Genomic DNA, 21,001 nt, shown 5'->3' with positions numbered 1-21,001 from the left:
GAATTCCGGCTCTTCCACCCTTGAACCGAACCTGTCACCTCACCGTCCCGCCGGATCCTCTCCGCTTAGCTGGGCGCTGAGCAAGGTGCCGCCCTCCCACCGGCTAGCGCCCTGCTGGTAGTAGGCACCCACGATCTCGTCTACGGAAAGCGCGGCAAGCTCATCCACCGGGGACTCGAATAGACGCAGCTCGGCATCAGCAGCCCACGGACGGCCGCTCTCCAGCTCGACCTCACTGTGTACGACGAGCTCGTCGAGGCTGTCGGGCCCACCCATTTCAATGGACCTGAGCAAGCGGCTGTGCAGCAATGGTCGACTAGTTACCGACGGGCCGCGGTCTACCTGCTCGCGCAAAGTGAATCGGGCCTCTGCCAGTCGATGGTCGGCGACGGCCAGGCTTGCGCCGAAGCGACCACCCGGCTCCACGCGCGGCGCCGGCCCAAACGGGAACGGTCGGGTCATGCGGACCGAACCGATCTTCTTCGGATACCCCATGTGAATGCCGCGACCGAGGGAGAAATCGCGGGTTACCCAAACGTAGGCGATCCGCGTGTAGAGAACCCCCCGATACCGTGCCTTGACTGCTAGCAAAGCCTCCCCGTACTGGGACCGGATCGGGTCGAGCAGTTCTTCCCCTCCTTCAGAGCAGGACTGGACATCGGTGAAGACCATTGCCACAAGACCGGGGTCGTCCTCATCCAAGGCCAACTGCTCGGGCAGCAAAGCACGAACATTGTCGGGATTTGTACGGTACTCTACAGTCGCCGCGGTGGCTGAGTAATACCAAGGCGGCGCGGGGATCAGACTCGCACGTCCCTTCGGAGAACGCGGAAATAGAAAGCCATTGGGCTCGGTCATGATGGGTTCCTCTTTCAGGTGGTGCGCTGCCGCTGTGTCAGGAGGGGCAGCGCAATCATGTTGTCAATTGCTTCGGCGGTCGGCGCTTACTCGCTGACCAGTTCCTTGGTCCGGCCTTGGGCGGCATTAAAAAGTGGTGTGTCGGGGGTTCCCGTGGTCCGCAGAGTGATGACGTTCTGGGCTTGGATGCGGACGTATTCGGCATGGCTCCGTTCAGAGAGGAATGCCACGTGGGGGGTCACGAGGATCTTGGGGTGGCCGATGAGTGGATGTCCCTGTGGTGCAGGCTCGGTTTCGAGGACGTCCAGGGCGGCACCCCGGAGGTGGCCGCTGTCGATGGCGTCCCGCAGGGCGGAGCTGTCGACAAGTTTTCCCCTGCTGACGTTGACCAGGACACTGCCGGGACGCATCGTGGCTAGTGCTTCGGCGTCGATGAGGTGGTGGGTGGCCTCGGTGAGTGGGACGTGGAGCGAGACGACTGTCGATGTGCTGAGAACCTCTTGGAGGCTCGTGCGCCGTATCCCGTCACGTTCGAGGCTGGCGGTGGTCTGGGCTGTTTCGGGCAGATATGGATCGTAGGCGATGACTTCGCCGAACAAAGGGCTGGCGATCGCGCCGACGCGGCTTCCGATTCTCCCGAGTCCGATGAGCCCGAGGCGCTGTTCGCTCAGCCGAGGAATAGCAGCCTCAGGCCGGGCCAGCCAGTCTCCCCGGGTGACATTGTCGTGGAAAAAGGGCAATTCCCGAACCATGCTGAGGGCCATAGCTAGGGCGTGGGTTGCGACTTCTTCAGCCGAGACTCCGGGAAGCGCGGTAACCCATATCCCTCGCTCTCGGGCCGCGTTGATGTCGACCTGGTCGGTGCCCATGGAGCAGAGGGAGATGATCTTCAGATCCGGCAGGGCGTCCATCATCGCGGCGGTCAGGCGGGCGTAGCTGATCAGGAGGGCTTCGGCTCCTTGGGCTCCTTGGATGATCTTTTCGGGGTCTTCGGTCGCGAGGTATTCGACCCGGTAGCCGTTCTCCTCGAGGAGGGCGACGCCCGCGGAGAATTCCATGTCCTCCAGGTCTGTGTAAACCGCCAGAGGGCGTGTATCAATGGACATGGCTGAGGAATCTCCTAGTGCGCTCGTGTTGGGGGTTGTCGAAGAATTCGTCGGGGGGCGCCGCTTCAACGATGACGCCCTCGTCGAAGAGGGTGACTTCGTCCGCCACCCGGCGTGCGAAGCTGACCTCGTGGGTCACGACGATCATCGTCATACCGTCGTGGGCGAGGTCTTCCATAACTTTGAGTACCTCGCCGACAAGCTCGGGATCGAGAGCCGAGGTCGGTTCGTCGAAGAGGAGGACGGCCGGGTTCATGACGAGCGCGCGGGCGATCGCGACGCGCTGCTGTTGCCCTCCCGAAAGCTCCGACGGGTAGTGCCCGGCACGGTGCTCGAGGCCTACGCGGTCGAGCATGGCCATCGCGAGTTCTTCGGCCTCCTTGTGGTGGACGGCCTTGACGGCAGTGAGGCTGAGCGCGACATTGCGCACCGCGCTCAGATGCGGGAAGAGGTTGAACCGTTGGAACACCGTCCCGATCGACTGCCGCTCGCGGGCGAGGACCCGTTCGGGCTGGGCGTGACCGCGGGCGTTGGGACCTCCGATGGGATTGCCATCCAGCAGGATGCTGCCGCTGTCTGCCGGCTCGAGCAGCGCCATGAGCCGGAGCATCGTCGATTTGCCCGAGCCGGACGGGCCGAGCACTGCTTTGACCTGCCCCCGGCCGATGCTGAAATCAACGCTCTTGAGCACGGACTGGCCGTGATAGGCCTTGGCCAGCTCTCGGACCTCGAGCAAAGGACCACGAGAAGTGGTGGCACTCATGCGTTCGCTCCTTTCTTGACGGTTTCCTCGACCGCGGGCTTGCCCACCCGTTCCTCAACCGCAGGCTTGCCCACCCGGGCGGGGGCCTTCCGCGACGTCCAGAGAAACTTCTTCTCGGCGGCACCCTGGATGAGGGTTAGGACCGAGACGATGATCAGGTAGTAGACGATGGCGACCGTGTAGTACTCGGCGTAGCGGAACGTGACGTTGACCGCAATTTGGGCCGTGGTGAGCAGTTCTTGGAGTGAGATCACGGAGGCCAGCGAGGATAGCTTTATGAGTCCGATGAACTCGTTTCCTGTCGGAGGGAGCGCGATGCGCACGACCTGCGGGAGGATGACCTTGGTCATCACCTTGGACGGGGACATCCCGAGAGCCCTTGCCGCAAGGTACTGCCCCTCATCGACGCTCAGGAGCGCCGAGCGGATGATTTCGGCCATGAACGCAGCCTCGACGATGCCGAGACCGACGAACGCCGCGAGGAACGGCGAGAACCACTCCTGGCGCAGTACCGGGAAGAGTTGCGGCAACGCATTCCAGATGATGAGCAGCACAAGGAGGGCCGGGATCGCCCGGAATAACCAGATGTACGCCGACGCGGCGGCTTGCGCCCACCGCTTGCCCGAGGTCTTCCCGAGGGCCAGCGTGAAGCCGATGAGCGTGGCGAGGATAAGGGAGAGCACCCCGACACCGACGGAAAGCAGGGCGCCCTTGGCGAAGTCGGGGCTTGTGAGCTGTTGGAGGAGTATTCCGACGTCGAATTCCATGGTATTTCTCCTTCTGGGCCAGCGTCAGCCGACGTCAACCATGGACTTGTCGAGCTTGTACTGCTCGGCGATCTTGGCAAGGGTCCCGTCCGCGCGCAGGGCCTTGATGGCCTCGGCTACGGGCGCCGTAAGCGTGTCGCCCTTGCGGGTGTACATGCCGGTATTGATGTCCTGCGGGTAGCCGCCGCGGACTGCCACGAGCTTGCCTTGGTTCTGTGACGCTATGTATGCGGCGTCAACGTCAGTTTCGACGAGCGCGTCCGCCCTGCCGTTGAGCACGGAGAGGACGCTCTCGGAAACCTTGGGGTACTCAAGGAGCTTGGGTGCGGCTTTGCCCAATGCCGCACAATCAGGTGCAAGAGACTTGACCTTCCCAGCATTCGCGGTTGAGGCCTGGGCGGTTACGGACAGTCCGCAAAGATCGGTGGGCTTCGTGAACTCATTCTGCTTGGCTGTGCTCGTGACGATCATGGGGCCGGTTTTCGTCACAGCAGCGGCGTCGAACGTGGCGAGGCGGGTCTCATTGATGTATAGGCCGCTGAGGAGGACATCGCAGCGCTTGCCTTGAAGGCCAGGCAGGAGGCCGTCGAACGCGCTCACCGCAAACTTAGCCTCAAGGCCCCAACGCTTGGCAAGGGCGCGCGAGACGTCGGCGTCAAAGCCAATGACGTCTCCGCTCGAGCCGTTCTCGTAGTAGTCCATCGGTGGAGACTCCGGGTCTGTGCAGACTGTGAGCTTGCCCGCCTCGATCAGCCCGGAAGGAGCGGTTCCCCCGGACGAAACCGATGACGCCGTGGACGGGCCAGAACACCCAGCTAGGGCAATGAGGGTCGCGGCAGCTGCACCCGCGACGACGGAAAGAGGTAAACGCATTGTGGACTCCAATTGAGGGGGCTCGAACAGCGAGCCGAGAACGTTGGGCCGAAGTGGCGATAATCACACGATAGCGGGACCAACCCACTCGAGCAAGCAGTTTTCCAGTATTTATGTTTCTAAACTGCATATATGACTCTAAAATGAGGACTAAGGATCAAAATCATCACTGATTGGTGCCATCCAATGCAGTCCTGCATATACTGGGTATGAACCAAAGGAGGACCGTGACTAACGAGACAATCGACGAGGGCATTTTCCTTGCACTTCAGCAGGACGGCCGCGCTTCTTTCAGCGACCTTGCCCGGCGGCTGGGTATCCCGCGGGCGGTGGTTGCCGCCAGATTCGGAGAGCTGACCGCCTTCGGTGGCCTCAGGATCGCAGCCGCCGTGCACCCTCGCGTGCTTGGGTTCGATGCAATGGCCCGGCTCGCCGTCGAAACTTCACTCCCCACAGCGGAAGTAGCCGCGCCAATCAAGGACATGGGCGGCTGTCACTTCCTGTCCCTCGCGACCGGCCGCGCCGGCATAGTCGCAGAGTTCACACTTCCTTCCATCGCGGACCTCTACGAACGGATCGATCAGATCCGACGACTGCCAGGGGTCGAAAGAGTCGACACCCATATTTACCGCGAAATTGCCAAGAGCCAGCTCATCAGCACCGCTCCCCCCGCACCAGGCATCACGATCGATCAGACGGACCTCGGACTCATCGCGATCCTCCAGGAGGACGGCCGAGCCGGATTCAACGCGCTCGGAAACGCTGTCGGGCTTTCAACCAACGGTGCGCGTACCCGCGTCATGCGCCTGATCAGCTCGAACGTCATCCGCATCGCTGCCACCAGGCTGCGCACCGGCTCCCTCGCGGTAGGGTTCGGAATCAGGACATCCGGGCTACACGACGACGCTGTCGCCTTCTTCTCAGCACTTCCGGGAGCCGAATTCGTCGCCACATGCATCGGACGGTACGACTTCATAGCCACCGTCGTACTCGAAACAGCCTCCCAGTCGCTCAACGTGCGCGACGACGCTTTGCGCCTCCCGTCCGTGCGCTCGGTCGATTCGTGGGTGCACACATCCATCATCCATGAGCGCTACGAGCGCACCTTCGAGCCCCAGACCCAGAGTGATACCACTCTGACCGACGGCCAGCACGCATGACCAAACCCGGACGATCAACCCTCCGCCGCGCTGCCACCTGGCCATCCTCTCCGCCGTTCTTGGCCCCTCGCTGGGAGCCATCCGTGCCAGTCTGAGGTGGATGCCGTCCCATCCCTCGCTTGCCCAGTTCGGCAGGACCGACCAGGGAACGCCGTCGGGGGCGTACACATCCAGTCGTACCTGTCACCCGCCCTGTTGCCATCCGCAACGTCCCGGTTACTTGCGTCTTTCGTGTGTCTCCCCGTAGGGGACATCTCCGCTGACAGTGACGGTGTAGCTGGTGTAGCTGTGCTGGGTGACGAGGATTCCGTGGCGGTACTCCTTCATGGCGTGTTCGCGGGCGATCTCGACTGCGGTGTTCAAGTCATTTTCGATGCTGTCCGGGTCGTGTGCACTGATTTCCAGGACGAGGTCCGAGTGGTGCTTGATCATGAGGTCTCTTTCTCTGCGGTTGTCGGGTTCACCGTGGGCAAAATCTGCCGTTTCGGCGAAGCGCGAGCCGGCTCAACGTGGTCATTTGTGGCACTCCGCCCGTCCCACGGTCCCGCAATCGACGTCAACCGTCGCCCTCACGGTTGCGGTTGGGAAGTCAGGGCGGAAGCCGCCAGAGATAGGTCGCTGGCCGAGTCCGTATGGAAGGTAGCGCAACCATATGGAACACCGGCTGATTTCAGACGACTCAATTTGGCAGGCCCCACGTTTTGTGTCTTCCATGTCGCCGCATGGTTATGGAATTCGATTTCGGAAGCGAGAAGCGGTGAGCCCTTTCAGGGCCAGCGCGACGAGCCTGCGGTTCGCATTCGCCCTGAGACGGCTTTGCGGGTGAGCGGCGAGGGAAAGAAGGAACAACGGTGCAACCCTGAGGAGGCGCCCGGGTGGCGTGCCAGACGGCGGCTGACCAGGGAGGCCATGGTGTCTCCCTTGGTCAGCACGCTATCCAGCTCGAAGAGGGTGATGTCAACCATCACTCTCGTCACGGATTCGTCTATTGCAGGATAGCGTCTGCTTCGACCTCGACCAGAAGGTCGTCGGCGGCGAGGGCGCCGACCTCAACCACAGCTGTCACGGGACGGATGTCGCCGAAGATTTGACCGTGGACGGCGCCGACGGCGTCGAAGTCTTCGATGTTGGTCAGATAGATCCTGGTACGGACGACGTCCGCGAACGAGCCGCCGGCCTCGATGAGGGCGGTTTCGATCCGATCGAAAATTTCGCGGGCCTGGGCGGCAGCGTCGTTTCCGCCGACTGCGCCGTTGCTGGAACCCGCTGTGGTTCCGGCTACGACGATCTGGTTTCCGACGCGGACTGCGCGGGAGTAGCCGAGGATCGGTTCGCGGGCGGATCCGGACGAGATGTTCTGGCGCTGGTTCATGCTTTCTCCTGATTGAGGGTTTGCCCGGCGGGCGCCGGACATGGTCCAGCCGTGCCCCCACGAGTGGGGCACGGCGCCGGCGAGGGCCGGTGGCTATTTGGCGAGGCCGATGGTGACGGCGCCGTCGTTCCAGTTGATCTGGCTGAGGAGGCTGGACGGGACGCGGAAAACCCGGCCGGGTGCTGCGGGCCACCAAAGTCGCTTTCGGGCAATGACGGTGCCGTTTTGGCGCAGGACTACTTCGGGGAACGGGACGTACGTATCGCTCCAGAGCAGAAGACGACGGCGGGGCGGTGCGGGGTCGTGCTGGCGCAGAAGGGCTGGCGCCACCCACCTGAACGGGGCATCGGCCGTGAGACTAAGCGGTGCGCCGGCTGGCCGGTCGCCCCTGAGGTAGTTGACGACGTGCTCGGCTACGGCCGCGCCGTCGAGGGCCGCGACGTCGGCGGTATCCACCGGGTGCAGCATGTTGCCGACGGCAAAGATGCCCGGTTTGTTGGTCCGCAATGCCGCGTCCACCAATGGTGATTTGCTGACAGGGTCGATCTCGACGCCGGCCGCCCGGGCAAGTTCGTTGTCCGGGATCCAGTCGCCGGTGAGGATGACGGTGTCGCACTCGACGATCCGTCGTTCGCCGGTGTCGATGTCCTCGATCTCCACACCTTGTACGTTCGGCTTTCCGATGATCCGCGTGACCCTCGTACGTGTGGCCACTTTGGTGCCGAAGAACAGCTTTCCGGGTCCGCTGAATAGCCGGTAGGCGTCCGCCTTTGGGTATTCGGTGGTCATCAGGACTGTCTTGCACTTGACGTGGCTAAGGCTCATGGCAGCTGACCAGCTGACTAGTTCTGCACCAACGATGACTGCCCGTTTGCCCACCTTGCCGTGCTTGAGGTGGACGATGTTCTGCAGGTGCCCGGTGGTGTAGATGCCTTTGCCGCGGTCACCTGGAATGAGCCGGGCAGGGCGGGGCCGTTCCCGGGCGCCGGTGGCGAGAATGATCACGTTTGCGTCGACGCGCACTCGCCCGTCGGGCATCGTGACGTTGACGGAACGCTCTCCTGCCCAGTCGGTGACCATAGCGTTGGTGAGGATCCTTGCACCGGCAGCGGTGGCCTGCTCCCGCAGAATGCGGGCGTATTTGGGCCCGTCGATGAACTTGCCCATGTCACGGATTCCGTAGCCGGGGTGGTCGCTGTGCCGAGGGATGCCGCCGGCGACACTTTCCCGTTCGAGGACGAGGACTTCGCCGCTCACGCGCGGAGCCAGTTCGGCTGCAGCCCGCAGGCCCGACGGTCCGGCGCCGATGATCAGGACGGTCGGGGTCAGGACCGTTCCGTTGGTGCTCACTTGGTGACCTCCACGCTGGCAGCCTTTGCTTTCGGATTAACGGGGACATGGGCGCTCTTACCCGGGATTCGAGAAGCTCGGCTACTTCCGCGCCGCAGAAGAAGCCCTGACACCGGCCGTTCTGGGCACGGGTCCGGCGGCGCAGCCCGTCGAGGGTGCACGGTGGGATCGGTGAACTGAAGGTGTCCCGGATTTCACCGGCGGTGACACGTTCGCAGAAGCACACGATCTTCCCGTACGCCGGATCTTCCGCGATCCTCGCTGCGTCCTGGTAGGGGCGGAGGAAAGCTTCGCCAATGTTGGGCATGTGTGGTGGTTCGGGCAGGTTGTCGCGCTCCACCAGCTGGATGGCGCCCGATGCCCGGAGTTGTTCGGCGACGTACTCGGCGACGGCGATACCGGAGGTCAGGCCGGTGGAGCGGATCCCGCCTGCAATCACGTACTGCTGCTCCGTGTCGACTTCGATGAGGTAGTCGGGGTAATCGCTGGCTGCACGCAGTCCGGCATAAGTGGCCGTTACCTCTTCTTCCAGGAGTTTGGGCATGATCTTTTCGCCCTTGCCTCTCAGGAAGGCAAAGCCGCTCTCCGACGTTCCCGTGTCACTGCGGTCCTTGAGGTCTTCAGCGGTGGGGCCCAGCATCACGTTGCCGTAAATGGTGGGGCTGACCAGCACGCCCTTGCCCAATGCCGTCGGCACTGGCAGAACGATTTTGTCCACGAGGGGCCGTGCCTGCTTGTCATACACAAGCAACTCGCCGCGGCGGGGGGTCAGGTGGATCCGGTCATAGCCGAAGAGCTGGTCAATCGTGTCTCCGCCCAGCCCCGCCGCGTTGATTACCCAGCGGGCGCTGATCCGGTCGATGCTTGTGAAAAGGTGCGTGACGCCGTCGGCCCGGTCGATGCTGGTGACGCGACGCCGGAGCAGGAGCTCTGTTCCGCGTTGCACAGCGTCGGTGGCCAGGGCAAGGTTGGTGGTCCAGGTGCAGATGATCGACTCATCAGGAACGGAGAGCCCGGCGAGGGCGCCCTCGCCCAGATGGGGCAGTAGCCGGTAGATTTCCGCCGCGTCGATGATTTCGGTCTTGGCGTATCCGTTCTTCTCGGCCTTTTCCTTCAGTCCGGGCAGGGCGTCGCGCTGCTCGTCGTCCCACGCAACCAGGATGGCGCCGGTGTGTTCGACCGGAATTCCCGTCTGCTTGGCGTACTCGGAGAGCAAGTGGTACCCCTCGTGCACCATCTTCGACTCGAGGGTCCCGGGCTTGGCGTCGAATCCTGTGTGCAGGATCGCCGTGTTGGCTTTACTCGTACCGTCCCCTACGTCTTCCCGCGCGTCCAGGAGCGCGACGCTGAGCCGGTACCCGGCCAGCTTCCGTGCGATGGCTGAGCCCACGATGCCGGCGCCGATGACGGCCACATCGTAGGTTTTGTTTTGGGTGTTGCTCATATGGGTGTTCTCCTTCGTCACCGGGTTGCCTCGACGGCGGTTGCCCACCGCGCGCGGAACTCGGCTGCTTGGTCTGCCGACCACTTCGGTTCATAGACAGTGCTGGGGGTCCAGGGAACGACGGCGTCCTGGAGTGTGCGGGACGGTTCAAGGGCCACTCTGGCCAGGGCCGCCGCGCCCAGGGGCGTAGCGTGCTGGGAGGGGTAGATGTCGATTTCTATCTGCATGAGATCGGCGACGGCCTGCATCAGAACCCGGCTTTGCGTCAGCCCGCCGTCGGCCCGCAGCCGCTGGAGTGGATGGCCGATGTCTGAAGCGACGAGGGAGCCCAGTTCGGCGACCTGCGCGGCGATACCCTGCAGGACGGCGAGCACGACATGTTCCGGCCCGGTGGAGAGGGTCATTCCCGTGAGGGAGGCTTTGGCCTCCGGGCTCCACCACGGCGCAGCGAGGCCTGCGAAAGCAGGGACGCTGAGCACGCCGCCGGAGTCGGCGGCAGCTACGACGTCGAGCTCGGAAGCTGACTTGATGAAGCCCATTCCTTGGAGCCACCTGACGGCGGAGGCTGCCGTGTACACCTGCCCGTCAAAGCAGTAGGTGGGCTTGTCTTTGACCGTCCAGGCAACCGATGCGGCGAGCCCGGCAGTCGAGCGTGTTGCCGACGTTCCGGTGTTGGCCAGCAGGAACGCGCCCGTGCCGAAGGTGCACTTGGCTTCGCCGGCTTCGAGGCAGTTCTCCGCCAAGAGGGCCGCTTGTTGGTCCACAATGAGGCCGCCGACGGCCATGAGCCCGCCGAAGGCACTCGTTGAGCCCGCAATCGCGTCGGACGGCAGAATTTTGGGGAGCGGTTCGTCCCCGAGTTCGAACAGGTCCAGCAGTTCGTGGTCCCATTCCCTGCTGTCCAGATCGGTGGTCAGGGACCTGCTGGCCGTGCTGACGTCGGTGACGAATTCTCCGGTTAGTTGGTGGATGAGCCAACTGTCCGAGGTGGTGACCACACCGTCCCGGGTGACGTTTTTCCGGATCCAAGCCTGCTTGGGGGCGGAGAAGTATGGGTCGAGGATCAGGCCGGTACGGCTTGCGAATTCGTCCCGATGTTCGGCAAGGCCGGCGCAGATGCTTTCGGCGCGCCGGTCCTGCCACACGATCATATTGGACAGTGGCTTGCCGGTCGCGGGGTCCCAGGCCAAGACGGTTTCCCCTTGGTTGGCGATGGTGACGATATCGATCAATGCACCGGATTGGGTGACGGCGGCTTTTCCCGTTTCGAGGACGGAGTCGAGCAGTTCCTGCGGGTCCTGTTCGACGCCGCTGCCGGGTAGGTAGTGCGGCCGGACTGTTTGTTCGGCCAAGCCCAGGATTTTTCCGCTGCCGTCGACGACGACGGCTTTGGTTCCGGATGTGCCCTGGTCGATGGATAGAACGGTGGTCATTTGCGATGCGCCCTTTCCGAATGTTTGGCGTCGGCATCCAACTCGGCATCGATGGAGTGCAGATCGGGCATGGCGAGTCCGGACGGACCTCCCCGGCGGATGAGCAGAAAGACCAGGTAGACAGCGCCGATTGCCACCATGATGGCCACGTAAAGCCAGGAGTTGATGAAGGATGCGTCCCTGAAAATAGACAGCATGAAGATCAACCACACGGCGGCGAGGATGATGACGGGTACCTCGAACTTGCCCAAGGTGAATCCCTTGCTGGGGGAAGGCTCTTGCGCTTGAGGATATACAGCAGGACCGTGGAAGCGTAGATGACCGCTGGCAGCAAGGTAGCGGCACCAAAAAGGCTGAAGAGTGCGTCGGTCTGGAAGGCGAAGAGGCCGAGGATCAGCTCACCGAGGACAAACATGAGCCCCGTCGCGGCCGTGGGGGTTCCGAAGCGCGGTGAGACCTTGCGCCACACGGCGTGGCCCGGGAAGCGGTCGTCGCGGGACATGGCCCAGACGAGCCGGACGCCGGTCATCAGGATCACCATGCCGCAAGCAAAGATCGCGATGACCACCATGACGAGCAGCGCAGTGCCTACGACCGGCCCGAGAACACGGTTGATGACGTCTGCTACCGGCGTTCCGGACCCGGCCAGGGTTGCGGGATCGCCGGCCAACAAGGTGATCGCCAAGAGGAAGAAGAATCCGAGGATGCCGGAGGCGAGGACGGCCTGCCACATGGCGCGGGGCACCACCCTGGCGGGGTCCTTGGTTTCTTCTGCGAGGTTAGCGGCGGATTCGAATCCCACGATCGTGAACGCGCCCAGCAAAGTCCCCATCATCCAAGGCCCCACGTGGAGCAAGGATCCGACGCTGAAGTAGTCTTGCGCGGGAAGGGCGCCCGTCGAAAACAGATTGCCGACGTTCAGTTCCTTGGCCACAGCCCCGACGACGATGAGCAGCACGACGAGCAGGATCATGCCGATGAGTTCGGCCGAGACGGCGAAGTTGTTCACCCTCTCGGTCCAGCGGGTGGAAAAGGCAACCAACAAGGCCTGCAAAGCGAGCACGATACTGGTGATAAGCCAGGCGTTCGCAGGGGTTCCCTCGTAGCTGAGGAGAACAGGCAGGACCGTTGATGCGATGGTGTAGTCGACTGCGACAACCACGATCGCAAGGAACGTGAAGGAGATCCAGCCCATGATCCAACCCAGGACGGGGTTGGCCAAGCGCGACATCCACTGGTACGAGTAGCCGGTCACCGGGATGCGGGCGGCCAATGAGCCGAAAATGAGGGCGACCATGAGCTGCCCCACCGTGACGATCGGCCAGGTCCAGATGCCCGCGGGCCCGGAGCTGTTAAGAACGGCACCATAGGTAGTAAAGATGCCCGTGGCAATGGAAACGAACGCGAAGGCAACAGCGAAAGAGGCGAAGCGACCCGTTCCGCGCTTCATTTCCTGCTTGTAGCCGTACTCTTCGACGTCTGTGTCTGTGCCGTCCACAAGTCGTGTGGATTTATGAGGATTCATAAGGAAAAGTATGGATCCGAGAGATTCGGACGTCAAGGGGTGATTGTTATGGACGTCACAATCGTTCGGTATTTCCTTGATTTTGCGGGATTTGACGGCCAAAGCTGGTGAAGCACATGTCCACACAATTCCACGATCATCCTCAAAAACAGATACCCCGCACTTTCGTACGGGGTATCTTCACTGCAATCAGAGCCGGCCAGGACCTGGCAGGATCGGACCGGTTTAGGGTGGCGGCCGGACGGGAAACTAGCGGGACGCCTCTCCCGGAGCGCCGCCCTGGAAGACTTCAAGACCGGCGTCTTTCAGGGACTTGATTCTGGTACTACTGGCCTTGCTATCGGTAACTACGCCCCGTATTTCGTCCAGGTCGCAGACGTGGCGGACGGCGATGCGTCCCAGCTTGTCGCCTACCGCCAGGACGTAGGTCTTTGCGGACTTTTCAATCATCAGTTGCTTGATTGCCACGTCCTCAGATGAATAGTCGGTAAGGCCGGCCCGGACATCCACTCCTCCAGCGCCGAGGAATGCCCAGTTCGCGTTGAAGCTGCGGACCTGCGCAAGGGCGTCCGGACCGTATGTTGTCATCTCTCCCGCGCGCACACGACCGCCAAGCACATACAGTTCGACTTCTGGACGGTCGCTGAGGATGGATCCCACCACTAGGCTATTGGTGATGACTATGCCGTGAAACGTTGGGGAGAGTGCCCTCGCCGCGGCCTCCACGGTGGTTCCGACATCGAGGAAGATCGTGTCGGTGTCGCCGACCAGCGCCGCCGCGGCTGCCCCGATCTCGTCCTTCTCCCGCGGATTTTCCATGGAGCGATTGGCCCTGTCGGGTTCGCTATCTGTCACTTTGACAGGGGGCATAGCCCCGCCGTGGATGCGCTTGAGCTCCCCGGAGCGCTCCAAAGCCATGAGATCCCTGCGCACTGTCTCTCCGGAGACAGACATCATGGATGCAATGTCGGCGGGCCTGAGGAATTCCCCTTCGCTCACGAGCTCAAGGATTTTTCGGCGCCTGACCTCGGCCGGCTCCTTCATTGGACTAACCATCAACTTCAGTGCCCTCTACTCATTGGCTTCTGCCCGGCTTCGCCGGTATACCGACTGGGGTCACCTTGGCCCAGCCGGAGTTGTCATTCAGAATGCAATTCTGTGTGTATCATACGAATTTGCAACAATTTCCACAACTTGCCAACAGTGAGATTCCGCCTCCCTAAGCTCTCCCCCGCTGCAGCCCCCTGACAAGTGCCTTTCCGACCTCGCGCCAGACGCCCTTCCACGCCGGTTCCCGTTCAAGGTCCGCCGTCCGGTCGGCCTCCGCCGTGGAGCAGGAGTTGCTCACCGCTTGGGCTGCCAGCCAGTCTCCAAGGTCCGTAATGTCCTTGCCCCGGGACGCGGCGACCGCGTCGCACGCGAAGCCTACTGCCCTCGAACCGTCGCTCAGCAGTACAGAACCCAACAGCATGGGTTCGGGCAGCTCTGCGAGGAAGGATCCCAGGCCCGCCTCGGAGAGCAGCCATCGCTCAGCGGCGAGTTCGGCGCCGTCGTCGGAGCGGACCACGCCGGGTTTGGGCGGCTGGGTGTCCAGAGAGACCATCCTGTACCGGGGCGCTGTCCTGACCGGACCGTCCCAGAAGGCTCCGCGCCGTTCCAGATCCGGGACCAACGGCTGGCCCTTCCGGTGGGCGCCCACCACCATCAGGGGCACGACGGCGGCTCCGGCCGCTACGGGCCACGGCACCCGCGGCGAGCAGAGAGATGCCGGCGCGGCGCCGGTCGCGAAGAGCCCTGGCCTCGCCGGGGTGTGCTCGATGCGCCGCGCGATGTCGGCAACGACGGCGTCGTCGAAGGTCCGGCCGACCACCGTGAGGCCGAACTGCGATACCCCCGGCGCCCCGCCGTCGGTTCCGCTACTGTCCTCCACAACGCCGGCCGGAACAGCTACCGCGCACAGATCGAACAGGTTGCAGAAGTTCGTATACGTGCCCATGTGGGAATTCACGCCGACCGGATCCGAAGCGACCTCCGCCAGCGTCGGATGGAACGGCGCTGTCGGCACGATCAGGGCGTCGAAGCCCTCAAGCCGGGACATCGCCTCCCGCTTCAGATCCTCCAGCGCCTCGGTGTCCGCCACATACTGGTGGGCGGGCACCTCGCCGGCCGCACTCACGATCCCCGCCACGGTCGGATCCAGCCCGACGCCGGAGGCCGCATCCCCGGAAAGCGCGCCGTCGATGAAACTCCCGACGGCGGCATAGCGCTCGGCGACCAGCGCACCGTCGTACAGCAGCCGTGCCGCCTGCAGGAAGACGCCAAATTCGATCGGCTCGGCCTCCACGCCAGTAGCGCGCAGACGATCGATCTGGGCGCCGAATTCGGCGGCCCAGGCGCGATCCAAGGCCGGGAGGTCCGCCGGATACGCGAGACGCGGCTTCGAGGGAGCGGCCAACCGGATGTCCGGGGGCCACGTCCGGCTCTGCCCCGCCATGACGCCCATCGCGAGTTCGGCAGTGTCCAGGTCCCGGGCGAGGATGGTGGCCGTGTCCCACGATCGGCAGGCCGGGACCATACCGGCGGTGGAGACCACGTTCAGTGTGGGTTTGATACCGACGATTCCCTGTAGTCCGGCCGGGACACGGCCGGACCCGGCGGTGTCCGTGCCGATGGCGATGTCCACGAGTCCCAACGCCACGGCAACGGCAGAGCCGGAGCTGGAACCGCCGGAAATCCGGTCAGGCCGGCGTGAATCCCGGACTGGACCGTAGGGGCTCCGCGTGCCCACCAGGCCCGTGGCGAACTGGTCCAGGTTCGTCACGCCCAGCACCAGTGCGCCCGCATTGCGCAGCCGGGCCACTGCTACCGCGTCCGCCGCCGGCTCATGCCCGAACCCCGGACAGGCCGCCGTCGTCGTGATACCGGCGACGTCCACGTTGTTCTTGACCGCCAGCAGGAGCCCGGCCAGCGGCAGTTCGGCACCGGATGCCGCCGCGGCGTCGATCCGGGACGCCTCGGCCAGTAACTCTTCCTCCCCGCGGATTTCGATCCAGATCTCCGGCCGGTCCACGGCGTCAATGGCGGCCAGCGCGTCCCGTACGCGTTTGGCGGCGGGCCCTGCACCGATCGTTGTCCCCTGAGTGGTCATGCTGCTGCCTCTTCCAATTCACGTTCGCTCAGTTCGTCGGCGCCGACGAGCACTACTACGGCTTCACCGGCCACAACCTGGGAACCGGCGGTCGGCAGGACTTGGTGCACCACGCCGTCGCACGGAGCTGACAGGACGGTTTCCATCTTCATGGCCTCAAGGGAAACCAGTGGCTGTCCCTGGATCACGCGGTCTCCGGGTGCGACGTCCACCTTCCAGACGCTCGCGGCGAACGGCGCCGTAACGAGTGTTCCGCCGTCGGGCACCACCACTTCGCCGGGATCAGCAACGGCGACGGCGGCTGCCGCATCGGCGCGGTCAAACTCGCCGGCATCTTCCCAGGCCTGCCGCTCGATCGCGAAGGCCGCCGCCTGCCGCTCCCTGAAGACGCCGATCGATTCGCGGTTCTCCTCCAGGAAGGCCTCGTGTTCGGCAAGGGAGAAGGTGCCGTCCTCGATCTCGACCCCACGTCCGCGGCCGGCGGCGATGTCGGCGCGGAGGTCCAGCAGCTCTTCGGGGCTGACGGGGTACCAGGAGATGCGATCGAAGAAGCGCAGCAGCCACGGCGATCCGGGCTCGAAAGGTGCGGTCTCGGCGTAGCGGGACCATACCTGGGTGGTGCGGCCGACAAACTGGTAGCCGCCGGGGCCCTCCATGCCGTAGATGCACATGTAGGCCCCGCCGATGCCTACCGCGTTCTCCGGCGTCCAGGTTCTGGCAGGGTTGTACTTGGTGGTGACCAGCCTGTGCCGCGGGTCAAGCGGCGTGGCCACGGGCGCGCCCAGGTACACGTCGCCAAGGCCGAGCACGAGGTATTCGGCGTTGAAGACGGTGTCGAAAACGTCATTCACCGAACCCAGGCCGTTGATGCGGCGAATGAACTCGATATTCCACGGGCACCACGGAGCGTCGTCCCGGACACCGGTCATATAGCGCTCGATCGCCTCTCGCGTAGCGGGGTCGTCCCAGGACAGCGGCAACCGGACAGTGCGGCTCGGCACCACGAGCTCGGAACTTGCGGGCAATGCGGCCTCGATCTCCTGGACGAGGCCCAGCAGGAGCCGGGTGGACAGAATCGACGGATCCACCTTGATCTGCAATGAGCGGATCCCGGGCGTAAGGTCCACCACTCCGGGGACGCGGAGCTGCTCGATGCGCTGGTGCAGGGCATGGACCCGCGCGCGCAGGCCGAGGTCCAGCACCATGTCGCCAAACTCCACCAGAAGGTTGTCGTCTCCGGAACGGCGGTACGTGACCGCGGGCCGTCCCTCGCTTCCCGCCACGCTACGCAGCACGCCGTCGTCGCCGGCGCCACCGGGCAGGATCAACTGCCGCCGCGGTCCAAGGTCCTTCGCCGACGGAGCCTGGGAGTCCGTCACCGGCACGAAGCGGACCTTATCGCCTGGACGCAGCTGGCCGAGCTTCCAGCGTTCTCCGGTCACCACCGTGACCGGGCAGACGAAGCCACCGAGGCTCGGGCCGTCCGGGCCGAGCAGGATGGGGGTGTCGCCGGTGAAGTCGAGGGCGCCCACGGAGTAGGGGGTGTCGTGGATGTTGGAGGGGTGAAGGCCTGCCTCGCCGCCGTCGGTACGTGCCCAACGCGGCTTGGGGCCGATCAGCCGCACACCTGTCCGTGCCGAGTTGAAATGCACCTCGTAATCGGTCGCGAAGAGTTCATCGATGTCCTCGCGCCGGAAGAACTCCGGGGCGCCGTGCGGACCTTCGACCACCATCAGTTCCCAGTGGGACGTGAGGGCGGGGCGGCTCGCGGCGGGAACCGGCTGCGAAGGAACATCGGCCGGTAGCCCGCAAGTGGTGCGCAGCACGTCACCGGCGCGGAGCACGCGGCCGCCGTGGCCGCCGAACTGGCCGAGGGCGAAAGTGGAGGCGCTGCCGAGGTATTGCGGGATGTCGAGCCCGCCTTGGAACAGGACGTAGCCGCGTAACCCGGCCGCTTCGGCGGAGCCGATGTCCAGCAGGCCGCCCGCGGGGACGGTGATGGGTTCCCAAGCGGCGACCGCGGAGCCGTTGACGGTCAGCTCGACGTCGGCCCCGGTCACGCACACGGTGGTGGCGTGGGTGAACCTCAGAGCGGGCCCCGCCATGGTGAATTCCAGGCCTGGCGCACCCTCCGGGTTGCCCAAGGCCTTATTCCCCAGGCGGAAGGAGAGATCGTCCATCGGACCGCTGGGCGGCACCCCCACCTTCCAGAGTCCGGTTCTGCCCGGCCAGTCCTGCACGCTCGTCTGGAGGCCCGGGCGCTCCACGGTGATGCGGGGTTCGGGATCGCCCACGGTGTCCAGGGTTCCTGTGGAATGGTTCGCGGCCCGGACCGCGTCGAGCCCGGTCACTGCGCGCAACATGCCCAGGTTGGTTTCGATGCCGTCGATGCGGGTCTGAGCGAGAGCATCTGACAGGGCGTCAAGCGCGGCATCCCGGCTGGCACCGAAGGTGATGAGTTTGCCCAGCAAGGGGTCGTAGTTGGTGGACACTTCGCTGCCGGTCTCCACCCACGCGTCCACTCGCGCGACGTCGGGGCTTGGGTACTGCGCGTTGGTGACCGTTCCCGCACTGGGCTGGAAGTTGCGGGCAGGGTCCTCGGCGTAAATGCGGGCTTCGACCGCGTGGCCTGTCACCGGAACACTTTCCGGGACTCCCGCGAGGACGGGCCGTGCCTGGGCCAGGTCGAGCATCCACCCCACGAGGTCGACGCCGGTGATCGCCTCGGTGACCGGGTGCTCCACCTGGAGCCGGGCGTTGACCTCGAGGAAGGATGCCTCCTGCCGGACGGGATCGTAGACGAACTCCACGGTCCCCGCCGAGCGGTAGCCCACCGAGGCACACAACGCACGGGAGCTGCGGTGGAGCTCTTCCCGGAGCGTTGCCGGCAGGCCCGGAGCTGGCGCTTCCTCCAGCACCTTCTGGTGCCGACGTTGCAGGGAACAATCGCGGTCGCCAAGGCTTACGACCCGGCCCTCGCCGTCGCCGAAGATCTGCACCTCCACGTGGCGGGCGTGTTCGATGTAGCGCTCGGCGAACACTCCCGCGGTGCCGAAACTGGAACTCGCGAGGCGGGCCACGCGGGCGTAGCTTTCCGTCAGTTCTGCTTCGTTCCGGCACACGGCCATGCCAATGCCGCCGCCACCACCTGTTGCCTTTAGCATCAGCGGGAATCCGATCTCCCCGGCGGCTCCGATGGCGGCGTCGAGGCCTTCAAGCAGACCGGAACCGGCGATCATGGGCACGCCCGCTCGCTGGGCGGCGTCCCGGGCGGTGTGCTTGGTGCCGAAGATCCGCAGTTGTTCGGGGGTCGGGCCGACGAACACCAGCCCGTCGGCTTCCACGGCCTCGGCGAACCCGGCATCCTCGGAGAGGAAACCGTAACCGGGGTGGATGGCGCCGGCGCCGGTGGAGGCGGCAGCCGCCAGGATGGCATCGACCCGGAGGTAGGACTCCTTGGCAGGTGCCGGTCCGAGCAGCACCGCTTCGTCTGCGAGGCGAACGTGCTTGGCGCCGCGGTCCGCCTCGGAGAATACTGCGACGGTTCGCAGCCCGAGTTTTCGGGCGGACTCGATGATGCGGCAGGCGATCTCGCCACGGTTGGCGACGAGCAGGGTATCGAAACGGTTCACGGTCATGCCTCCGGGCGGGTGACGATCATACGCACGGGCGTCGGATTGAAGCCGTTGCAGGGGTTGTTGATCTGGGGGCAGTTTGAGACCAGGACCAGCACGTCGGTTTCGGCCCGGAGCGCCACCCGCTTGCCGGGAGCGGATAGCCCATCCACGATGCCGAGGGCTCCGTCGGGATCGACCGGCACGTTCATGAACCAGTTGATGTTGGAGACGATGTCCGGCTTTCCCAGTCCCCATTTGGACCCCTCGATCAGGAAGTTCTCCACGCAGGCATGCTGTTCGTGGGTGTGCTGGCCGTAGCGCAGTGTGTTGGATTCCTGGGAGCACGCTCCGCCGATGGTGTCGTGGACACCCACCTCGTCAGCCTCCACGGTCATCAGGGCGTCGCCGTCGTCCGAGCGGAGGACGGAGCCTGTGGTGAGAATGATGGACCGCTGGGCGGCAATGGTGACGGCGGCAGAGTAACGAGTGGCGACGTCGGAGGCCGAGTACAGCAGGCAATCCACGGCCTGGTTGCCCTCGAGGTCCACGATGGTCAGGACATCCCCTGCAGCGACCACGGCCGACCAAGGGCCACGGGCTTCGACGTATTCGTCGAGGATGACCTGTCCTGACACCAGCGCAGCGGACTGGACGTCGGGCTGGGGAGCTGTGGCAATGGTGGCGTTCATGCGGAGGTCCTCGCTTTGTGGTCGTGTTCGGTGTTCTGCAGGGCCAGGAGGTGCTCGGGGCCCGGTTTTAGCCCAAGTTCTCCGGCGGCGAGGGCCCGGAGGTCCTGCGGTGCCTGCCAGGCGACGATGTCCACTCCAGTGCCGGTGAAGGCCGGGCGGGGGTCGAGGGGATGGGCGGTATTGGCGAGCACCAGCACCAAATCCATGTGGAGCAGGAGTTCGACGGCGGTTCCCGCACCGGCGCTGGCGCCGAACCGGATGCCGCCGTCGGCGCCGACCGTGATGCCTTTGAAGAAGGACAGCGACGGCGGTAGCTCCCGCTGGCTGATCCCGTGCTTGAGTGCGCCAAGGGTCAGCAGTTCGCGGCCGGCCGGTGACGCGCTGTGGGCGCTGCCGGCGCCGTATTTCGCCTCGTTGCCGGCCCGGTGTGTGGTGCCGGTGAGGGCGTCGTGCCTCCCCGAGGAGTCGGCGACGACGGTGGCCATCAGCCGGCCGGCGTCGGAAAGCAGCGGGTGGCCCTGCCCGAGGTAGGCCTGCCACGGCACCTTGACGGTATCCGCGACGTTGATGCGCTCGTGGTGGGAGCCGCTGCGGAAGAGAACCGCGTGGACGCAGGCGTCGCCGTCGGAGTCGGTCAGCCGGATCCGCGTCCCTCGCGCAAGTTCCATGTGCGTGTAGCGGCCGAAGGCCAGCGACTCGGCCCACGTGACGGCGTCGCGTGACTGGGCATCCAGTCCGGCCGTCAGGCGATCCGGGACCGATGTTGCGGACACGTGGATCATGGTGTCCGCAGTTCGGCCATGCTGCGAGCGTGCATGGGCGCGGGCGCCCGCCGTCGTCGCCGTCCCAACGGCCGTTTCAGTGGTTTCGAGGGTCTGTGTCATGTCAGTTCGTTT

General features: G+C 64.6%; 19 protein-coding genes. 1 reads left to right on the top strand and 18 read right to left on the bottom strand.

Translation table 11 applies throughout. The annotated features are described in order from the left end of the window. Positions 1-39: 39 nt before the first annotated feature. The 5 genes from ACX5I4_RS03745 to ACX5I4_RS03725 all read right to left on the bottom strand — a co-directional run bounded on the left by ACX5I4_RS03745 (position 40) and on the right by ACX5I4_RS03725 (position 4,367). Positions 40-858 carry an acetoacetate decarboxylase family protein gene (locus ACX5I4_RS03745; protein WP_461835476.1) on the bottom strand — a complete coding sequence of 273 codons (819 nt, stop codon included), beginning with the start codon at positions 856-858 and terminating at the stop codon, positions 40-42. Between the two features lie 86 nt (positions 859-944). After that, complete coding sequence (locus tag ACX5I4_RS03740) at positions 945-1,964, bottom strand: C-terminal binding protein (protein ID WP_461835475.1); 1,020 nt, start codon at positions 1,962-1,964, stop codon at positions 945-947. Then, complete coding sequence (locus ACX5I4_RS03735) at positions 1,954-2,727, bottom strand: amino acid ABC transporter ATP-binding protein (RefSeq protein WP_461835474.1); 774 nt, start codon at positions 2,725-2,727, stop codon at positions 1,954-1,956. Before ACX5I4_RS03735 ends, ACX5I4_RS03740 begins: the two co-directional genes overlap by 11 nt. Next, positions 2,724-3,494 (bottom strand): amino acid ABC transporter permease, encoded by a 771-nt coding sequence (locus ACX5I4_RS03730; protein ID WP_461835473.1) that lies wholly within the window; start codon positions 3,492-3,494, stop codon positions 2,724-2,726. The genes ACX5I4_RS03735 and ACX5I4_RS03730 overlap by 4 nt, the downstream gene beginning before the upstream one ends. A gap of 24 nt (positions 3,495-3,518) precedes the next feature. Beyond that, positions 3,519-4,367 carry a transporter substrate-binding domain-containing protein gene (locus ACX5I4_RS03725; protein ID WP_461835472.1) on the bottom strand — a complete coding sequence of 283 codons (849 nt, stop codon included), beginning with the start codon at positions 4,365-4,367 and terminating at the stop codon, positions 3,519-3,521. Positions 4,368-4,594: 227 nt separating this feature from the next. Between ACX5I4_RS03725 and ACX5I4_RS03720 the strand changes: the two genes are divergently transcribed. Beyond that, positions 4,595-5,527: an Lrp/AsnC family transcriptional regulator gene (locus ACX5I4_RS03720; RefSeq protein ID WP_461835471.1), complete on the top strand. Its 933-nt coding sequence runs from the start codon at positions 4,595-4,597 to the stop codon at positions 5,525-5,527. Positions 5,528-5,743: 216 nt separating this feature from the next. On the opposite strand, the gene ACX5I4_RS03715 is transcribed toward ACX5I4_RS03720, so the two are convergent. The 13 genes from ACX5I4_RS03715 to ACX5I4_RS03655 form a co-directional block, all read right to left on the bottom strand. After that, the gene (locus tag ACX5I4_RS03715; RefSeq protein WP_461835470.1) at positions 5,744-5,959 is read right to left on the bottom strand and encodes a hypothetical protein; all 216 of its coding nucleotides are present in this window, start codon (positions 5,957-5,959) and stop codon (positions 5,744-5,746) included. Between the two features lie 335 nt (positions 5,960-6,294). Then, entirely contained in the window at positions 6,295-6,492 is a 198-nt protein-coding gene (locus ACX5I4_RS03710) for a hypothetical protein (protein ID WP_461835469.1), read from the bottom strand. 20 nt (positions 6,493-6,512) lie between these two features. Continuing rightward, a complete protein-coding gene (locus tag ACX5I4_RS03705; protein ID WP_461835468.1) occupies positions 6,513-6,899 on the bottom strand; it encodes a RidA family protein in 387 nt (128 codons plus the stop codon). Positions 6,900-6,992: 93 nt separating this feature from the next. Beyond that, positions 6,993-8,168: an NAD(P)/FAD-dependent oxidoreductase gene (locus tag ACX5I4_RS03700; RefSeq protein ID WP_461838637.1), complete on the bottom strand. Its 1,176-nt coding sequence runs from the start codon at positions 8,166-8,168 to the stop codon at positions 6,993-6,995. Continuing rightward, the gene (locus tag ACX5I4_RS03695) at positions 8,068-9,693 is read right to left on the bottom strand and encodes an FAD-dependent oxidoreductase (RefSeq protein ID WP_461835467.1); all 1,626 of its coding nucleotides are present in this window, start codon (positions 9,691-9,693) and stop codon (positions 8,068-8,070) included. Before ACX5I4_RS03695 ends, ACX5I4_RS03700 begins: the two co-directional genes overlap by 101 nt. Before the next feature lie 17 nt (positions 9,694-9,710). After that, a complete protein-coding gene (locus tag ACX5I4_RS03690) occupies positions 9,711-11,126 on the bottom strand; it encodes an FGGY family carbohydrate kinase (protein WP_461835466.1) in 1,416 nt (471 codons plus the stop codon). Then, positions 11,123-11,377 (bottom strand): hypothetical protein, encoded by a 255-nt coding sequence (locus ACX5I4_RS03685; protein WP_461835465.1) that lies wholly within the window; start codon positions 11,375-11,377, stop codon positions 11,123-11,125. Before ACX5I4_RS03685 ends, ACX5I4_RS03690 begins: the two co-directional genes overlap by 4 nt. Beyond that, the gene (locus ACX5I4_RS03680) at positions 11,329-12,651 is read right to left on the bottom strand and encodes an amino acid permease (RefSeq protein ID WP_461835464.1); all 1,323 of its coding nucleotides are present in this window, start codon (positions 12,649-12,651) and stop codon (positions 11,329-11,331) included. Before ACX5I4_RS03680 ends, ACX5I4_RS03685 begins: the two co-directional genes overlap by 49 nt. Positions 12,652-12,900: 249 nt before the next feature. Next, positions 12,901-13,695 (bottom strand): DeoR/GlpR family DNA-binding transcription regulator, encoded by a 795-nt coding sequence (locus ACX5I4_RS03675; RefSeq protein ID WP_461835463.1) that lies wholly within the window; start codon positions 13,693-13,695, stop codon positions 12,901-12,903. Positions 13,696-13,870: 175 nt separating this feature from the next. Next, a complete protein-coding gene (gene atzF, locus ACX5I4_RS03670; protein ID WP_461835462.1) occupies positions 13,871-15,799 on the bottom strand; it encodes an allophanate hydrolase in 1,929 nt (642 codons plus the stop codon). Next, complete coding sequence (uca, locus tag ACX5I4_RS03665) at positions 15,796-19,437, bottom strand: urea carboxylase (RefSeq protein WP_461835461.1); 3,642 nt, start codon at positions 19,435-19,437, stop codon at positions 15,796-15,798. The genes atzF and uca overlap by 4 nt, the downstream gene beginning before the upstream one ends. After that, the gene (locus ACX5I4_RS03660; protein WP_461835460.1) at positions 19,434-20,105 is read right to left on the bottom strand and encodes an urea amidolyase associated protein UAAP2; all 672 of its coding nucleotides are present in this window, start codon (positions 20,103-20,105) and stop codon (positions 19,434-19,436) included. The genes uca and ACX5I4_RS03660 overlap by 4 nt, the downstream gene beginning before the upstream one ends. Further along, on the bottom strand, positions 20,102-20,989 hold the full coding sequence (locus ACX5I4_RS03655; protein WP_461835459.1) for an urea amidolyase associated protein UAAP1: 888 nt from the start codon (positions 20,987-20,989) through the stop codon (positions 20,102-20,104). The genes ACX5I4_RS03660 and ACX5I4_RS03655 overlap by 4 nt, the downstream gene beginning before the upstream one ends. Positions 20,990-21,001 lie beyond the last annotated feature (12 nt).

The sequence above is a fragment of the Arthrobacter sp. MMS24-S77 genome, from assembly GCF_054888235.1.
The sequence above is the reverse complement of the archived record's forward strand: the minus strand, read 5'-3'. Positions and strand labels throughout refer to the sequence as shown.

What these genes read in the sequence shown, in the direction of transcription:
- ACX5I4_RS03745 (WP_461835476.1), bottom strand. Translation starts at nt 858, where the DNA reads ATGACCGAGCCCAATGGCTTTCTATTTCCGCGTTCTCCGAAGGGACGT.
- ACX5I4_RS03740 (WP_461835475.1), bottom strand. Translation starts at nt 1,964, where the DNA reads ATGTCCATTGATACACGCCCTCTGGCGGTTTACACAGACCTGGAGGAC.
- ACX5I4_RS03735 (WP_461835474.1), bottom strand. Translation starts at nt 2,727, where the DNA reads ATGAGTGCCACCACTTCTCGTGGTCCTTTGCTCGAGGTCCGAGAGCTG.
- ACX5I4_RS03730 (WP_461835473.1), bottom strand. Translation starts at nt 3,494, where the DNA reads ATGGAATTCGACGTCGGAATACTCCTCCAACAGCTCACAAGCCCCGAC.
- ACX5I4_RS03725 (WP_461835472.1), bottom strand. Translation starts at nt 4,367, where the DNA reads ATGCGTTTACCTCTTTCCGTCGTCGCGGGTGCAGCTGCCGCGACCCTC.
- ACX5I4_RS03715 (WP_461835470.1), bottom strand. Translation starts at nt 5,959, where the DNA reads ATGATCAAGCACCACTCGGACCTCGTCCTGGAAATCAGTGCACACGAC.
- ACX5I4_RS03710 (WP_461835469.1), bottom strand. Translation starts at nt 6,492, where the DNA reads ATGGTTGACATCACCCTCTTCGAGCTGGATAGCGTGCTGACCAAGGGA.
- ACX5I4_RS03705 (WP_461835468.1), bottom strand. Translation starts at nt 6,899, where the DNA reads ATGAACCAGCGCCAGAACATCTCGTCCGGATCCGCCCGCGAACCGATC.
- ACX5I4_RS03695 (WP_461835467.1), bottom strand. Translation starts at nt 9,693, where the DNA reads ATGAGCAACACCCAAAACAAAACCTACGATGTGGCCGTCATCGGCGCC.
- ACX5I4_RS03690 (WP_461835466.1), bottom strand. Translation starts at nt 11,126, where the DNA reads ATGACCACCGTTCTATCCATCGACCAGGGCACATCCGGAACCAAAGCC.
- ACX5I4_RS03680 (WP_461835464.1), bottom strand. Translation starts at nt 12,651, where the DNA reads ATGAATCCTCATAAATCCACACGACTTGTGGACGGCACAGACACAGAC.
- ACX5I4_RS03675 (WP_461835463.1), bottom strand. Translation starts at nt 13,695, where the DNA reads ATGAAGGAGCCGGCCGAGGTCAGGCGCCGAAAAATCCTTGAGCTCGTG.
- atzF (WP_461835462.1), bottom strand. Translation starts at nt 15,799, where the DNA reads ATGACCACTCAGGGGACAACGATCGGTGCAGGGCCCGCCGCCAAACGC.
- uca (WP_461835461.1), bottom strand. Translation starts at nt 19,437, where the DNA reads ATGACCGTGAACCGTTTCGATACCCTGCTCGTCGCCAACCGTGGCGAG.
- ACX5I4_RS03660 (WP_461835460.1), bottom strand. Translation starts at nt 20,105, where the DNA reads ATGAACGCCACCATTGCCACAGCTCCCCAGCCCGACGTCCAGTCCGCT.
- ACX5I4_RS03655 (WP_461835459.1), bottom strand. Translation starts at nt 20,989, where the DNA reads ATGACACAGACCCTCGAAACCACTGAAACGGCCGTTGGGACGGCGACG.